The organism is Nonomuraea soli, assembly GCF_013761175.1.
GTDB lineage: Bacteria > Actinomycetota > Actinomycetes > Streptosporangiales > Streptosporangiaceae > Nonomuraea > Nonomuraea soli.
The window spans coordinates 63,785-78,184 of the sequence record NZ_JACDUR010000007.1; the positions used below are offsets into that span (position 1 = coordinate 63,785).

Genomic DNA, 14,400 nt, shown 5'->3' on the forward strand with positions numbered 1-14,400 from the left:
CGGGGTTTACCCGGTCTGCCGTGATCGCCACACTTGTGCGGTGACTCACGGTAGCGATTTCGCCCGCCTGTCCCGCGTGATCCAGGACGCCGGTCTGCTCGACCGGCGTCCTGCGTATTACGCCCTGCGGCTGTCCCTGGTCGCCCTCGCCTTCGCCGGCGGCTGGGCGGCCTTCGTGTCGCTCGGCGACTCCTGGTGGCAACTCCTCGTCGCCATCGTCCTGGCCATCGCCTTCGCCCAGGTGGCGCTGATCGCCCACGACCTGGCGCACCGGCAGGTGTTCCGTACCCGGCGGGCGTCGGCCGTGGCCGGACGCGTAGCCGGCAACCTCGCGGTGGGCATGAGCTACGGCTGGTGGATGGACAAGCACACCCGCCACCACGCCAACCCCAACCACGAGGACCACGACCCCGACGTCGACCCGTCGCTGCTGGTGTGGTCGGAGGACCAGGCCGCGCGGGCCGGCGGGCTGTCGCGCTTCATCGCCAAGTGGGAGGCCTACCTGTTCTTCCCGCTGCTGACCCTGGAGGCCTGGAACCTGCACGTCTCCAGCGTCCGCGCGCTCTCCAGGCTGCGGGACCGCCGGCTGGAGACCGTGCTGCTGCTCGCCCACTTCGTCTGGTACTTCGCCCTGGTCTTCACCGTCCTGCCGGCGGGCAAGGCGATCGTCTTCGTGCTCGTGCAGAAGGCGGTGTTCGGCGTCTACCTGGGATGCACGTTCGCGCCCAACCACAAGGGCATGCCGGTGCTCACCGGTGCCGACTCCTACGACTACCTGCGCAAGCAGGTGCTCACCTCGCGCAACGTGCGCGGCGGCAGGTTCATCGACGTCCTGCTCGGCGGGCTGAACTACCAGATCGAGCACCACCTGTTCCCGAGCATGCCCACGCCCAACCTGCGCAGGGCCCAGCCGCTCGTGCGCGCCCACTGCGACGCTCTGGGCATCTCCTACGCGGAGGCGGGCCTGTTCGAGTCGTACGGCATAGCGCTGAGCCACATGCACGCCATCGGAGCACAACTGCGCGCCAAGCCCGCCTCGGAACCCGTCATGCGGTGACGAGCGAGGCCGCGCCGAAGGAGACCTTGAAGCGTTTGCACCAGATGGTGACGCTGGTGAAGCGGTCGAGGTCGGCGGAGGCGGGGATGGCGTAGTTGGCGTTGCCCTTGTTCCCCTTGAGCTCGCCCAGCTCCAGCCATCTCCCGTCGTCGAGGTTGAACCAGCTGCCGGTCACGGGCTGGTCGCTGAGCCATACCCGAAGGTCGGGGCCGTCGGAGGTGCGCAGGTTCTCGATGCGCAGGACGCGGCTGCCGTCGGACAGGCGCAGGACGCGTGCCTGGCCGCTCGTGCTGTGCTCGTGGGAGCGGAAGGCGCCGGTGGCCAGGACCTCGGGGCCGGCGGCGGGTTTCGCGGTGGGCTCGGCGGCGGCTTTCGTGGTGGTTTCCGTGGTCGCCGAGGTGGTCGTCGAGGGGCCCGTGGGCAGGGCCTCGTCGACCTCGACGGTGGTGAACAGCCGCCACGGCTGGAACAGGTAGAGTCCGACGCTCACCACGACGACGAGCCCGGCCAGCAGGAGTCTCTTCATGTCTTCAGGATCCAACGTGAGCGAAGTCATGTGATTACGTGCTGCTTACGGCTTCACGCGGGGGCCTGGAGTGGGTATCAAATAGCGAGACATATCCGAATCTAAGGGGAATATGCGTGGCAGTTGTGATAGTTAGCAAGGGTAATGACTCATGCTAACGAATCCCCCAAAGTTGGACCTGCGCAGCGACGCAGGCCTGGCTTCGGCTTTGCGCGTGTCGCTCGCAAGGCTGACCAGGCGACTTCGACGACAGGCAGCGGCACACTCCCTGACACCCACGCAGTTCGCGACGCTGGCCGCCGTGGAGCGGCATCCCGGGATCTCGCCCGGAGAGCTGGCCGAGCTCGAGAAGGTGCAGCCCCCATCGATGACCAGGGTGATCGGCGCGCTCGAGGAGCGCGGGTTGGTCGCGCGCACACCCCACCCAACCGACCGGCGTCAGGTGACCGTGAGCGTGACCGGGCAGGGCGAGGCCCTGCTGAAGGAGGAGCGCAGGCTGAAGGAAGCCTGGCTGACGCAACGGTTGAAGGAGCTGACTCCCGAGGAGCGGGCGGTTCTGCGACAGGCCGCGCCGATTCTGGAGAAGCTCAGCAAGATCTAGGCGAACATATCGAGACCGGGATGTTCCGGTCTCTCAAGGTCTTCAACTACCGCCTGTTCGCCATCGGCAGCGTGATCTCCAACGTCGGTGGCTGGATGCAGCGCACGGCCCAGGACTGGCTGGTCCTGGACCTGACCAACGGCAGCGGCGTGGCGCTGGGAACGGCGACCGCGCTGCAGTTCGCCCCGATGGTGATCTTCGGGATGTTCGGCGGGATGATGGCCGACCGCTACCCCAAGCGGCAGCTGCTCATCGTCGCCCAGGCGCTGATGGCCGTGCTGGCTCTCGCCATGGGTGTGCTCGCCATCACCGGCACCGCCCAGGTCTGGCACGTCTACGTCATGGCCCTCGTGCTCGGTGTGATCTCCTGCGCCGAGGTGCCCACCCGCCAGGCGTTCGTGGTGGAGATGGTCGGCCGCAGAGACCTGCCCAACGCCATCGCCCTGAACGCCTCCAGCTTCAACCTCGCCCGCGTCGTGGGCCCGGCGGTCGCCGGTCTGCTCATGTTCGCGATGGACGCCGGGCCGATCTTCCTGCTCAACGCGCTGACGTTCGCCGGAGTGATCTCCAGCCTGGTCTTCATGCGCAAGGCCGAGCTGAACCCGGCCGAGCCGGTGCCCAGGGCCAAGGGGCAGCTGCGCGAAGGCCTGCGCTACGTGCTGGCCAACGAGGCGCTGCTCTTCCCCGTGCTGCTCATCGGGTTCGTCTCGATGTTCGCCCAGGCGTTCATGACGTCGATCGCGCTGATGGCCCGCGAGGTCTTCGGCTCGGGCGCCTCGTCGTTCGGGCTCGCCTCGACGATGTTCGCGGTCGGAGCGCTCGGCGGAGCCCTGCTGGCCGCCCGCCGTACCCGGCCGTCGCGCAAGCTCCTGTACGGCGGAGCGGTGTCGTTCGGCGTCGCGACCGCCGTGGCGGGGCTGATGCCGTCGTACGCGCTCTACCTGGCGGTGCTGGTCCCCGCCGGAGTCGCGCTGATCACGGTCAACACCGCGGCGAACGCCACCGTGCAGCTGGCCACCTCGCCGGAGATGCGGGGACGGGTCATGGGCATCTACTTCCTGGCCTTCACGGCGGGCGCGCCCGTCGGGGCCTGGATGCTGGGCTGGTTGTCGGAACTGGCGAGCCCCCGGGTGGGCGTCGTCCTGGCCGGATCGCTGGTGCTCGTCGGCACCGGGCTGGCCGTCCTGCTGAGCAAGATCATTGGGGCCCGGGTGCACCGCCCGGCCCTCGCCGCCGTCGGAGCATGAGTCGACCCCGGGCGGGGTTAACGTGGCAGCCGTGAGACTGTTCGCCGCGCTGATCCCGCCCGAGGATGTTCTCGACGAGGTCGAGCGGGCCGTCGCGCCGTTCTCCGGCCGGGTGCCGGGGCTGCGCTGGCCCGCCCGCGAGACCTGGCACGTCACGCTGGGATTCTTCGGCGAGGTGCCGGACCGGGCGCTGCCGGAGCTGGAGACCCGCCTCGCCCGTGCCGTGTCCAGGCACAAGGCTCTCGACGTGGCCTTCGAGGGTTTCGGTGCCTTCTCCTCGCCGCGCCGGGGCAGGGTGCTGTGGACCGGGATGACCGGCGACCCCGCGCACCGCCTGGCCGACTCGGTCAAGGCGGGCGCGCGGCGCGCGGGGGCCGCGCAGACCGACGACAAGCGGCTGCACGCCCACCTGACGCTCGCCCGGTCGAAGGCCGAGCAGGACCTGCGGCCGCTGATCGAGGCGCTCGGGCCGTTCGCGAGCTCGCCGTGGCGGGCGGCCGAGGTGCATCTGGTGCGCAGTCACCTGGGGCCGCCGCTCAGGTACGAGTCACTGGCATCCTGGGCGCTCGGCTAGGCTCCCTTGCGTGGATCGTCCTCGTCCTTGGCTGTTGCCCCTCGTGCTCGGCCTTCTGCTCGTGATCGTCGTCCTCGGCGCCGTCCTGACGTGAGCCGTACGGCCTGGCGGTCGTGGTGACGGGCGAGCCCCGCCCTCCTGAACGGCCCCGCCCTGGCCGCACCCACCCTCCTGGCCGGCCCCGGGTGTCCTGACCGGCCTCCCAACCGGCCTCCTGACCGGCCTCCTGGCTGGCCCCGGGCGTCATGGCGTGAGCCGTACGGCCTCTTGGGCGGCCGTACGGCGGAGCCGGGGCCTCGGACCTACCAGGCGTAGTCCTCGGGCGCCGTGCGGTGCCCGGGGAAGATCTCGTCGAGCTGCGCCAGCGCCGACTCGTCGAGGTCGATCTCCAGGGTCCGCAGCGTGCCGTCGAGCTGCTCCAGCGTGCGCGGCCCGATGATCGGCGCCACCACCGCCCGCTGCTTGAGCAGCCACGCCAGCGCCACGAACGCCGGGTCCTCGCCGAGCTCATCGCAGAGCTTCTCGTAGCGCTCGATCTTGTCGCGGTGCTTCTCCAGCTGCTTGACCATGTGGTCGGCGGCGGAGCGGCCCTTGTCGATCTTGCGCAGCACGCCGCCGAGGAGGCCCCCGGCCAGCGGGCTCCATGGGATGACGCCGATGCCGAAGTCCTCGCACGCGGGCAGGAGCTCCAGCTCAGGGGTGCGGGTGAGCAGGTTGTAGTGGGTCTGCTCGGAGACGAGGCCGAACAGGCCGCGCCGGTCGGCGTACGACTGCGACTTGGCGATGTGCCAGCCCGCGTAGTTCGACGAACCCGCGTAGATGATCTTGCCCTGCTGGCGCAGCACCTCGATCGCCTCCCACCACTCCTCGAGCGGGGTGGTGCGGTCGATGTGGTGGGCCTGGTAGATGTCGATGTAGTCGGTCTGCAGCCGCTTGAGCGAGGCCTCGCAGGCGCGGCGGATGTGCAGCGCCGACTGCAGGCTGTCGTTGGGCCACTCGCTCATCCGGCCGTTGAACTTGGTGGCGATCACCGTCTTCTCGCGGCGCTCGCCACCCTGGGCGAACCACCGGCCGACGATGTTCTCGGTGATTCCCTCGCCCATCTTCCAGCCGTAGACATCGGCCGTGTCGAAGAAGTTGATCCCGACCTCAAGGGCCCGGTCCATGATGGCGAACGAGTCGTCCTCCGTCGTCTGCGGCCCGAAGTTCATCGTGCCGAGGCAGAGAGGGCTGACCTTGAGTCCGCTTCGTCCGAGATTCACGTAGTCCATAACCCTCCAGCCTAAGCACCTGGAGTGGACTCCAGGCGAGCGCATTTCGTCGGTGGCGTGTGGTGGACTTGCCCCCGTGCCTTTCCGCCCCCTCCTGAGCTCCGCGGTGCCCCTCTTCCTGTCCATGATCACCTCGATGGTGGGCGGCGTCGTCTTCACCATCGCCCTGGGCCACCACGCCACCGAGTCGCTCGCGGCCTTCGCGCTGTCGATGGCCGTGCTCGGCCCGGCGACGGCGGCCGTGGCGGGATCGTTGCGCGGCATGGTGCCGTTCATCGCCCCGCACCGGGCCGACCCGGCGGCCGCCCTGCCGATCCTGCGTGACGCCCGCTGGCTGACCCTGACGGTCGGCACCGTGGGCGCGGCCCTGGTGGCCTGCGTCCCCCTGATCGCGCGCGTGAGCGGCACGCCCGCCGAGGTCGTCGAAGCGATGGGCGCGCTCCCGTGGTTGCTGGCGCTCTACGTCCTGGTCTTCGCCTCCAGCGGAGGGGCCAACTCCGTCCTGGTCGCGCTGGGCCGCAGCAGGCAGGTGCTCTGGTCCAGCCTGACCGGCACCGTCGTCGACATCGTGCTCACCTTCGCCCTGGTCCCCGTGATGGGGCCCTCGGGAGCGGGCCTGGCTATGGTGGTGTCGGCGCTGGCGAGCACCCAGGTGTCGGTCTTCTGCCTGCGCAGGGTGCCCGGCCTGGGCCGCTTCTCGCAGTGGCCCGGGCGGCCGCGGGTGACCGAGATCGTCAGGCTGGCGCGGGTGGGGCTGCCGCTGGCGGGGACGATCCTCATCAAGTTCGGCGTCCTGGCCGTGGTGACCTATGCCGCGGCGCGCACCGGGCTCATCGGGGCCGCGGCGCACGCGGTGCTCAACTCCGCGATCGGGCTGTTGTTCCTCGCCGCGCTGGCGGTCGCTCAGGCGAGCGTGCCCGAGGTGGCCAGGGCCACGACGACGGCCGAGGTGCGCAGGGTCAACCGGGCGGCGCTGATCCTCGGGCTGTCGGGCGCGGGGCTTGGCGGGTCGGTGCTGCTCTTGTTCGGGGAGTGGATCTTCCGGCTGTTCACGCCTGATGCCGCGGTGCAGGCGCTGGCCCTGTCGCTGGTGCCGTTGCTGGTGGTCTCCACGCTGGCCGACGCGGCCCAGGCGGTCATGGGGTTCGGGCTGGCGGGGCTCAAACGGTCGAGCTGGAGCCTGGCGTCCTTCGCCGTGGCCTACGGGCTGCTGGCCGTGGCGGCCCACCCGGTGGCCGCGACGTGGGGGCTGACGGGGCTGTGGGTGGCGTTGATCGGCAACAACGTGACGCTGGTGGTGTTGCAGGGCTCGGGGTTCTTACGGCACAGCGCGCGACTCGGGGACCTCGCGCCCGCCATTCCGGCGCCTCCTGCGCGGGAGCGGGCGGGGAGTTAGCTTGGCAGCATGACCGAGGTGATCCGCGTCCTCCTCGTCGACGACGACCCCCTGGTGTGCGCCGGGCTGCGGCTGATGCTGCGCGGGGCGGCCGACATCGAGGTGGTCGGGGAGGCGGCCGACGGCGCCGACGTGCCCGACGCGGTGCAGCGGCTGCGTCCCGACGTGGTCCTCATGGACATCCGCATGCCGTACCTCGACGGCATCGCCGCCACCCGGGCGCTGGCCGCGCGGAAGGGCCCGTCGGTGATCGTGCTGACCACGTTCGACGCCGACGCGACGGTGCTCGACGCCCTGCGCGCGGGCGCCGCCGGGTTCCTGGTCAAGCACACCCCGCCCGAGAAGATCGTCGAAGCCGTACGGCAGGCGGCGGCGGGCGAGCCGGTGCTGTCGCCCGGTGTCGCGCGCAGTCTCATCACCCACGTCGCGACCGGCGCCGACTCGCGCACCCTGCGCGCCAGGGAGCGCTTCGGCAAGCTGTCGGAGCGCGAGCAGGAGGTGGCGCGGGCGGTGGCGGAGGGCCTGTCCAATGCCGAGATCGCCGAGCGCCTCTACCTGTCGGTGGGCGCGGTCAAGGTGCACATCTCCAGCTCCCTGGCCAAGCTGGGGCTGGCCAACCGCATCCAGCTGGCCGTCCTGGCCCACGACGCCGTTGCCGAGTGAGTCTCACCAGGGCAGGTGGGCGGTGAGGACGAATCGTCCGCCGCTGATGCCGTGCTCCAGGGTGCCGCCCTCGAGGTGGAGGCGCTCGGCGAGGCCGACCAGGCCGTAGCCGCTGCCGGTGTCGGCGTCGGGGCGGGGGGTGACGGGGTTGGAGACGTGCACGCTGAGGCCGGTGCCGGCGGTGGCGTCGAGCCGTACGGTGACGTCGGCGGCCGGCGCGTGCTTGCGCGCGTTGGTGAGGGCTTCCTGGACGACCCGGTAGGCGGTGCGCCGCGCGGAGGGGCGCAGCTCGTCGAGAGGGCCCGTGCTGGTCACGTGGACGGGCTGACCGGCCGCGCGGGCCTCGGCGACGAGCCGATCGAGCCCAGACGGGCGAGAGGGGGCCGGCTCAGGGCGGGGAGGAGCGGCGCCGGGCGGGTCAGGGTCGGGCGAGCCGGTGCCGGGAGGGCTGGTGCCGGGAGGGTCGGTGCGCAGGATCGACAGCACCTCGCCGAGCTCGTCGAGTGCCAGGCGGGCGTTCGTCTGGATCACCCGCACCGCCTCGTCCACCTCGGCCGTCTCCAGGGGCGGAGCCTGGCCGTCGCCCGCGCGAGCCGTACGGTAGGCGAGGGCGCCCGCGTGCACGCTGAGCAGCGAGATCCGATGCGCCAGCACGTCGTGCATCTCCCGGGCCAGCTGCTCGCGCTCGGCCCGCCGGGTCTCGGCCAGCCGCACCAGGTGCTCGCGCTCGCGGACCCTGGCCTCGCGCCTGATGCTGTCCATGACGAGCCGGTTGGCCCGCACGATCAGTCCCACCGTGAGCGGGGCCAGGAAGTACATCGCCGTCCAGCCCACCACGGCCGGGCGGGTCATGCCGGGCGGCTCGGCGAAGAAGGCGTAGTAGCTGGTGATCAGCAGGTACAGCGCGGTGATCGCGCACGCGCGTGACCAGTGCCGGTACGCGGCCACGGTCAGCACCGCGACCATGGTCGCGCCGAGGCTGGAGGCGGCCACGAGCAGGCAGGGGACCAGCGCCAGGGCGAGCGTCACCGGAGCCCGCCGCCGCCACCAGACCGTCAGGCAGGCCAGGGCGCCGATCCAGGGGTTGACCGCCACCATCCACGGGGGCACGAAGTCGACGCCCGGAGGAGGGAAGTCGTGGGTCCCGAGGAACCACATCCAGGCGGCGAAGGCGAACAGGGTGGTGTCGGCGACCCAGTCCCTGGCCGTACGGCGGGCCGTGCCCGGGGAGGGCTCGCCGGGCAGGAGCCAGGGGGCCATGGTCCAGAGCCTATGTGCGCGTGCCGCGTCGCGGCTTTGGCCGGATGGCCAGGGGGCGTGGCCGGTCGGCCAGGGCAGGTGACCGGGTGGCCCGGCTGGACTGGGTGGCATGGCACGATCACCGGTCCTGGCCTGCGCGGGCCTCACGAAGAGATACGGCACGACCACCGCCGTCGACCATCTGAGCTTCACCATCGCCGAGGGCGAGACCTACGGCCTGCTGGGTCCCAACGGAGCGGGCAAAACCACCGCGATCTCCATGATCGTCACCGTTGTCGACAGGGACGGGGGTGAGATCCTGATCGACGGTCAGAAGCCCTCGACCAGGACGAAAGCGCTGATCGGTTACGTCCCGCAGGAGGTCGGCGCCTACATGGAGCTGACCGCCAGGGAGAACCTGCGCTTCTTCTCCCGCCTGTACGGCATGCGCGACAGGTCCAGGGTCGAGCGGGTCCTGGAGGCCACAGGCCTGACCGAGCGGGCCGACGAGGTGGTGTCCACGTATTCGGGGGGCATGGCCAGGCGCCTGAACATCGCCATCGGCCTGCTGAACAGCCCCCGGCTGCTGGTGCTCGACGAGCCCACCGCCGGGGTCGACCCGCAGAGCCGCAACGCCATCCTCGGCACCGTGAGCGCCCTGGCCGACGAGGGCGCGGCGGTGTTGTACACCACGCACTACATGGAGGAGGCCGAGCGCCTCTGCGACCGGGTCGGCATCCTCGACCACGGCCGCCTGATCGCCGAGGGCACCCCCGACGAGCTGCGCGCGCAGGCGGGGGAGGCGGACCTGGAGGCCGTCTTCCTGCACCTGACCGGCCGTGCGCTGCGGGACTGACCACGATGCTGCCCATCCTGGTCAAGGACCTGAGACAGCAGGTCAGGGACGGCTACCTGCTGATGTTCGGCCTGGTCCTGCCGCTGACGCTGACCTTCGTGCTGACGCTGGCGGGCGTCGGCCGCAGTACGGAGCTGGCCGCGGGCTCGGCCACGTTCTTCCTGTTCTTCCTGGCCTCCGGCATGTCGGGCCTGCTGGCGGAGAAGCGCAACGGCACCCTGGCCAGACTGCTGGCCGCCCCCGTCGGCAGGCGCACGATCCTGGCGGCGAAGCTGGTCGCGGGGATGGTGCTGGCGCTGGCGTCGATGGCGGTGCTGATCCTGGCGACGAGCCTGCTGCTGGGCGCGGACTGGGGCCCGCCGCTCCAGGTGGCCGTGCTGGTGGTGGCGCTCGTGGCGGCGGCCTGCGGGTTGTCGTCGGTGGCGGCCGCCTTCGCCCGTACGGCGGAGCAGGCGATGAACCAGCAGAGCGCCTTGGCGGTGGTCCTGGGCATCGTGGGCGGCGCGCTGTTCCCGGTGCCCGATCTGGAGTGGCTGAGCCGCCTCACCCCGCACCACTGGTTCCTGCGCGGCCTGGGCCCGGACGCCGAGGTGCTGGCGCCTGTGGCGGTCCTGTCGGGGATCGCGCTGGTGACGGGGTCGATCGCGCTGGCCGGAGCGAGGAGGACGCTGACGCTATGAAGATCGTCTGGATGGGCCTGGCCGGGCTGCGCAGGACCCTGAGGGTCCGCAGCAACGTGTTCTACATGGTGGTGATGCCGCTGCTGCTGGTCTACCTGCTGGGGCGGGGCAGCCGGCTCGGCGTGCAGGCGTCCTCCCTGCTGCTGATGTTCGTGTTCTTCATGCCGCTGATCATCGCGCTGGCGCTGCAGCAGGCGCTGCGCTCCGGCGTGGTCAGCCGCATCAGGGCCACGCCGACCTCCACGGCCGAGATCGTGCTGGGCGAGGCGTTCGGCCAGGTCCTGATCGCGCTCTTCCAGGGGCTGGTGATCATGATCGGCTCCAGCCTGCTGTTCGGGGCCAGGTGGGGCGACCCGGTGCCGGCCGCCGCGCTGCTGGTGCTGTTCGTGCTCACCGGGGCCGGCGCGGCGATGCTGATCGGATCGTCGTTCAAGGGCGAGGGCATGGTCTTCGGCCTGGCCATGGTGCTGGGCCTGGGCCTGCCGACACTGGGCGGCAGCCTCTACCCTCCGCTGGAACGGATGGCGGAACCGCTGCGCACCTTCGCGCACCTGACCCCCCACGCCTGGGGGCACAAGGGCTTCACCGCCGTGCTGTCGGGCGGGAACCCGTGGCCGCCGATCGGGATGCTGGCGGTGTTCGCGGCCCTGCTCATGACCGCGGGCATCTGGCAGTTCCATCGCAGGGTCAGCCGGTAGGACATTTGTCCTGTCCGAGCGTGGATCGACGGCTCTGCCGTCCAACGGCCGCGGTTTCTAGCGTTGAACCCATGATTGAGCTGACAGGGCTGGCCAAGAGCTACGGCCGCGCGCGGGCCGTCGACGGGATGGATCTGACGATCGAGCGCGGCCAGACGGTCGCGCTGCTCGGGCCCAACGGCGCGGGCAAGTCCACCACGATCGGGATGATGCTCGGCCTGGTGGAACCGGACTCCGGCCGGGCGCGGGTGGCCGGGCTCGACCCCGTCCAGGCCGTACGGCAGGGCAAGGTCGGGGCGATGTTGCAGGAAGGCCGGCTCATCGAGCGGGTCACCGTCCGCGAACTCGTGGGCTGCGTGGCCGGCACCTACCCGGCGCCCATGCCGGTCGGCCACGCGCTGGAGCTGGCCGGGCTCGACGGGCTCGGCGGGCGCCGGGCCGACCGGCTCTCCGGCGGGCAGGTGCAGCGGGTGCGCTTCGCGATGGCGCTCGTGGGCGACCCCGAGCTGATCGTGCTCGACGAGCCGACCGCCGCCCTCGACGTGCGCGCCAGGCAGGGGTTCTGGACCGGCATGCGGGCCTTCGCCGAGCGCGGCCGTACGGTGCTGTTCTCCACGCACTATCTGGAGGAGGCCGACGAGCAGGCCGACCGGGTGGTGGTGATCGCGCGGGGGCGGGTCATCGCCGACGGCACCAGCGCCGAGATCAAGAACGTGGTCGGCGGGAGCACGGTCGCCGTCGACATGAAGGAGCTGACCGCGGCCGAGCTGGCCGAGCTGCCCGGCGTGGTCCAGGTCGAGATCCGCAACGAGCGGGCCAGGCTGCACACCCGCGACGCCGACGCCACGGTGATGGCGCTGGCGGGGGCGCGTGCCGTACACAACCTGGAGGTCACCGGGGTGGACCTGGAGTCGGCGTTCCTGGCCCTGACGGAGGTGGCGTGATGCTCGGCTACATCGGGCTCGAACTGCGGCGCACGGTTCGCGACGGCGGCTACATGGTCATCGCGATCACGCTGCCGGTGGCGATGTACCTGATCTTCTCCAGCCTCGGCCTCATCGACGAGGACGGCGGGCTGTACATGCTGGTCGCGATGGCGGCCTTCGGCGCGTCCGGCGCGGCCTTCAACAACGGCTCAGGAGTCGCCGAGGACGCCGCGGTGGGCTGGCTGCGGCAACTGCGGGTGACCCCGCTCGGGCCCGTACAGGTCGTGGTGTCCAGGGCGGTGGTCGGCATGCTGGTGGTGCTGCCCGCCGTGGTGGCGGTGCTGACCGTCGGCGGCCTGGTCAAGGGCGTCGAGCTCGCCCCCTGGCAGTGGCTGTCGATCGGGACGCTGCTGTGGCTGGGAGTGGCGCCGATCGTGCTGTTCGCGCTCGGCAACGGCTTCCTGCTGTCGGGCAAGGCGGCCCCGCTGGCCAACAGCGTGCTCAACCTGGCGCTGGCCATCCTGGGCGGGCTGTGGCTGCCCACGTCCGACTTCCCGGGCTGGATGGCCACGCTGGCGAGCTGGACGCCGACCAACCGCTACGCCGAGCTGTCATGGGACATCGTCCTGGGCGGCAGCCCGTCGGCCATGGCCTTCGCGGTGCTCGGCGGATGGCTGGTGATCTTCTGCGGCTACGCGGTCTTCGGCTACCGCCGCGCTAGGTTGAGCTGATGGACTACCGCCCGCCAGACGTCAAGCCGCTGGTCGGCTTCGTCTTCCTGGGGCTGGCGCCGGCCTGGGACACCGTTCTGGGCGTCTTCCAGCCGGCCTGGCTCGCCTGGACGGTGCTGGCCGTGGCGGTGGCGCTCTACACGGCGCTCGTCCTGCTCGCCTTCGCCGGGCGCCGGCGCGAGGCGCGGGCCTGCCTGGTCGCGCTGGCCGCCGTCGTGGCCGGCGCGGGACTCGGGTGGGGACAGGAGTGGTTCTACCTGTTCCCCCTGGTCGGGCTGGCGTGTGCGATCACCGTGCCGCCCCGGCTGTTCAGCCGCGTCATGTTCCCGTTCGTCGCCCTGACCGGGCTGCTGGTGTGGCTCGACGGCGGCGGGCTCGGCGAGATCATGGCGTTCGGCTGGGGCACGCTCGGCGCCGGGGCGGTGCTGGCCGTCATCCTCCACCTTCACGAAACCATCGCGGAGCTCAAGGCGACCCGCGAGAAGCTGGCGCTGGCCGCGGTGGCGGAGGAGCGGCTGCGCTTCTCCCGCGACCTGCACGACCTGCTCGGGCACACGCTGTCGGTCATGGTCGTCAAGGCCGAGGCCGTACGCAGGCTCGCCACCCGCGACCCCGGCGCCGCCGCCGCGCAGGCCTCCGACATCGAGCAGATCGGCCGTGACGCGCTGACCCAGGTGCGCGCCGCCGTCACCGGCTACCGCGGGCGCGGGCTCGCCGCCGAACTCGACTCCGCCCGCCACGCCCTGGCCGACGCCGGCATCGACGTCACCGTCGCCGCTCCAGCCGGACGGCTCACACCCGAGGTCGACGCGCTCCTCGGCTGGGCCGTACGCGAAGGCGTCACCAACGTCGTACGGCACAGCGGAGCGGGACACTGCCTCATCCGCCTGACCAACGGGGAAGATGGGACCGTGCTGGAGATCCACGACGACGGTGGGGGAGCACCCGCTCACGCCTCCGGCCATGGTCACGGCCTGCGCGGTCTCGCGGAACGAGTCGAGGCCGCCGGAGGCACCCTGCGCACCACCGGTGACCGCGGGTTCCTGCTACGGATCGAGCTGCCGTGATCAGAGTGCTGCTGGCCGAGGACCAGGGCATGATGCGCGGCGCCCTCGCGCTGCTGCTCGGACTCGAACCCGACATCGAGATCGTCGCCGAGGTCGCGGCGGGTGACGAGGTGCTCGACGCCGCGCTCGCGGAACGGCCCGACGTGGCGCTGCTCGACATCGAGATGCCGGGGCGCAGCGGGCTCGACGTCGCCGCCGACCTGCGCGACCGGCTGCCTTCCTGCCGGGTGCTGATCCTGACGACCTTCGGACGGCCCGGCTACCTCCGCCGCGCCATGGAAGCGGGGGCCGCCGGGTTCCTGGTCAAGGACGGTCCCGTGGAGGAACTCGCACAGGCGGTCAGGAAGGTGCTCGCGGGGGAGAAGGTCATCGACCCGGCGCTGGCGGCCGCGGCGCTGAGCGCGGGAGCCAGCCCGCTGACGGACCGCGAACGCGAGGTCCTCGCCGTGGCCGCCGACGGGGCGACGGTGGCGGACATCGCGTCGCGGCTGCATCTGTCGGAGAGCACGGTACGCAACTACCTCAGCTCTGCGATCAGCAAGACGGGCACCCGCAACCGCATCGAGGCCGCCCGCACGGCCCGGCACCACGGGTGGTTGTGACCCCGCCTTCCCCTGTCCGCCCCCGGTCCTGCGCTGGTGGGCCACCTCCGGCAGTGACCACCATCGCGGGTTGAGGGGAGGGTCTGCCACGTAGTGGAGAGGGCGTGGGGCTGAGGACACGATGGCCATGGGTCTGGGGGTCGAGGCGCCGAGCCGCGGGGCCCGTGAGGGGTGAGGCCCGAGCTGAGTGGATCGGCGGGCCGCGGTTCCCGAACGAAGGCGCGGGGCAAGAGCGAGGGTGAGAGCGCGAGGGCGCGGGGCGAGCG

Annotated in this window: 16 protein-coding genes; 13 read left to right on the plus strand and 3 right to left on the minus strand. The window is 71.4% G+C overall.

The features are described 5' to 3' along the window. Positions 1-40: 40 nt before the first annotated feature. Positions 41-1,057, plus strand: coding sequence for a fatty acid desaturase family protein (locus tag HNR30_RS32990; protein ID WP_181614027.1), 1,017 nt, complete (start codon positions 41-43; stop codon positions 1,055-1,057). On the opposite strand, the gene HNR30_RS32995 is transcribed toward HNR30_RS32990, so the two are convergent. Then, the gene (locus tag HNR30_RS32995; RefSeq protein ID WP_181614028.1) at positions 1,047-1,583 is read right to left on the minus strand and encodes a DM13 domain-containing protein; all 537 of its coding nucleotides are present in this window, start codon (positions 1,581-1,583) and stop codon (positions 1,047-1,049) included. The two genes, HNR30_RS32990 and HNR30_RS32995, sit on opposite strands and share 11 nt — an antisense overlap. A gap of 151 nt (positions 1,584-1,734) precedes the next feature. Here HNR30_RS32995 and HNR30_RS33000 point away from each other — a divergent pair, with 151 nt between their 5' ends. The 3 genes from HNR30_RS33000 to thpR are packed head-to-tail and all read left to right on the plus strand — an operon-like array spanning position 1,735 to position 4,005. After that, on the plus strand, positions 1,735-2,184 hold the full coding sequence (locus HNR30_RS33000) for a MarR family winged helix-turn-helix transcriptional regulator (protein WP_181614029.1): 450 nt from the start codon (positions 1,735-1,737) through the stop codon (positions 2,182-2,184). Between the two features lie 20 nt (positions 2,185-2,204). Further along, on the plus strand, positions 2,205-3,431 hold the full coding sequence (locus HNR30_RS33005) for an MFS transporter (protein WP_181614030.1): 1,227 nt from the start codon (positions 2,205-2,207) through the stop codon (positions 3,429-3,431). Between the two features lie 31 nt (positions 3,432-3,462). Further along, complete coding sequence (thpR, locus tag HNR30_RS33010; protein ID WP_181614031.1) at positions 3,463-4,005, plus strand: RNA 2',3'-cyclic phosphodiesterase; 543 nt, start codon at positions 3,463-3,465, stop codon at positions 4,003-4,005. 302 nt (positions 4,006-4,307) lie between these two features. Here the strand turns inward: thpR and HNR30_RS33015 are convergent, their stop codons facing one another. Then, positions 4,308-5,276, minus strand: a complete 969-nt coding sequence (locus HNR30_RS33015) for an aldo/keto reductase (RefSeq protein ID WP_181614032.1) — start codon at positions 5,274-5,276, stop codon at positions 4,308-4,310. A 76-nt stretch (positions 5,277-5,352) separates the two neighbouring features. On the opposite strand from HNR30_RS33015, the gene HNR30_RS33020 reads away from it, so the two are divergent. After that, the gene (locus HNR30_RS33020; protein ID WP_181614033.1) at positions 5,353-6,672 is read left to right on the plus strand and encodes an MATE family efflux transporter; all 1,320 of its coding nucleotides are present in this window, start codon (positions 5,353-5,355) and stop codon (positions 6,670-6,672) included. Positions 6,673-6,681: 9 nt separating this feature from the next. Next, on the plus strand, positions 6,682-7,335 hold the full coding sequence (locus tag HNR30_RS33025) for a response regulator (protein ID WP_181614034.1): 654 nt from the start codon (positions 6,682-6,684) through the stop codon (positions 7,333-7,335). Positions 7,336-7,338: 3 nt separating this feature from the next. Here HNR30_RS33025 and HNR30_RS33030 read toward each other — a convergent pair whose 3' ends face one another. Beyond that, entirely contained in the window at positions 7,339-8,595 is a 1,257-nt protein-coding gene (locus HNR30_RS33030) for a sensor histidine kinase (RefSeq protein ID WP_181614035.1), read from the minus strand. 109 nt (positions 8,596-8,704) lie between these two features. Here HNR30_RS33030 and HNR30_RS33035 point away from each other — a divergent pair, with 109 nt between their 5' ends. From HNR30_RS33035 to HNR30_RS33065, 7 genes are all read left to right on the plus strand, one after another. Next, the gene (locus tag HNR30_RS33035; RefSeq protein ID WP_181614036.1) at positions 8,705-9,430 is read left to right on the plus strand and encodes an ABC transporter ATP-binding protein; all 726 of its coding nucleotides are present in this window, start codon (positions 8,705-8,707) and stop codon (positions 9,428-9,430) included. 5 nt (positions 9,431-9,435) lie between these two features. Then, positions 9,436-10,110 (plus strand): ABC transporter permease, encoded by a 675-nt coding sequence (locus HNR30_RS33040; protein ID WP_181614037.1) that lies wholly within the window; start codon positions 9,436-9,438, stop codon positions 10,108-10,110. Then, positions 10,107-10,808 (plus strand): ABC transporter permease, encoded by a 702-nt coding sequence (locus HNR30_RS33045; protein ID WP_181614038.1) that lies wholly within the window; start codon positions 10,107-10,109, stop codon positions 10,806-10,808. Before HNR30_RS33040 ends, HNR30_RS33045 begins: the two co-directional genes overlap by 4 nt. A 71-nt stretch (positions 10,809-10,879) precedes the next feature. Continuing rightward, positions 10,880-11,752 carry an ABC transporter ATP-binding protein gene (locus tag HNR30_RS33050; protein WP_181614039.1) on the plus strand — a complete coding sequence of 291 codons (873 nt, stop codon included), beginning with the start codon at positions 10,880-10,882 and terminating at the stop codon, positions 11,750-11,752. Then, on the plus strand, positions 11,752-12,465 hold the full coding sequence (locus HNR30_RS33055; RefSeq protein ID WP_181614040.1) for an ABC transporter permease: 714 nt from the start codon (positions 11,752-11,754) through the stop codon (positions 12,463-12,465). The genes HNR30_RS33050 and HNR30_RS33055 overlap by 1 nt, the downstream gene beginning before the upstream one ends. Beyond that, positions 12,465-13,532: a sensor histidine kinase gene (locus tag HNR30_RS33060; protein WP_181614041.1), complete on the plus strand. Its 1,068-nt coding sequence runs from the start codon at positions 12,465-12,467 to the stop codon at positions 13,530-13,532. Before HNR30_RS33055 ends, HNR30_RS33060 begins: the two co-directional genes overlap by 1 nt. Beyond that, complete coding sequence (locus tag HNR30_RS33065) at positions 13,529-14,134, plus strand: response regulator transcription factor (protein ID WP_181614042.1); 606 nt, start codon at positions 13,529-13,531, stop codon at positions 14,132-14,134. Before HNR30_RS33060 ends, HNR30_RS33065 begins: the two co-directional genes overlap by 4 nt. Positions 14,135-14,400 lie beyond the last annotated feature (266 nt).

Bases quoted from the DNA above. Each gene is read 5' to 3' on its own strand.
- HNR30_RS32995 (WP_181614028.1), bottom strand. From the start codon at position 1,583: ATGAAGAGACTCCTGCTGGCCGGGCTCGTCGTCGTGGTGAGCGTCGGA.
- HNR30_RS33050 (WP_181614039.1), top strand. From the start codon at position 10,880: ATGATTGAGCTGACAGGGCTGGCCAAGAGCTACGGCCGCGCGCGGGCC.
- HNR30_RS33040 (WP_181614037.1), top strand. From the start codon at position 9,436: ATGCTGCCCATCCTGGTCAAGGACCTGAGACAGCAGGTCAGGGACGGC.
- HNR30_RS33000 (WP_181614029.1), top strand. From the start codon at position 1,735: ATGCTAACGAATCCCCCAAAGTTGGACCTGCGCAGCGACGCAGGCCTG.
- HNR30_RS33005 (WP_181614030.1), top strand. From the start codon at position 2,205: ATGTTCCGGTCTCTCAAGGTCTTCAACTACCGCCTGTTCGCCATCGGC.
- HNR30_RS33025 (WP_181614034.1), top strand. From the start codon at position 6,682: ATGACCGAGGTGATCCGCGTCCTCCTCGTCGACGACGACCCCCTGGTG.
- HNR30_RS33055 (WP_181614040.1), top strand. From the start codon at position 11,752: ATGCTCGGCTACATCGGGCTCGAACTGCGGCGCACGGTTCGCGACGGC.
- HNR30_RS33045 (WP_181614038.1), top strand. From the start codon at position 10,107: ATGAAGATCGTCTGGATGGGCCTGGCCGGGCTGCGCAGGACCCTGAGG.
- HNR30_RS33030 (WP_181614035.1), bottom strand. From the start codon at position 8,595: ATGGCCCCCTGGCTCCTGCCCGGCGAGCCCTCCCCGGGCACGGCCCGC.
- HNR30_RS33060 (WP_181614041.1), top strand. From the start codon at position 12,465: ATGGACTACCGCCCGCCAGACGTCAAGCCGCTGGTCGGCTTCGTCTTC.
- HNR30_RS33015 (WP_181614032.1), bottom strand. From the start codon at position 5,276: ATGGACTACGTGAATCTCGGACGAAGCGGACTCAAGGTCAGCCCTCTC.
- HNR30_RS33035 (WP_181614036.1), top strand. From the start codon at position 8,705: ATGGCACGATCACCGGTCCTGGCCTGCGCGGGCCTCACGAAGAGATAC.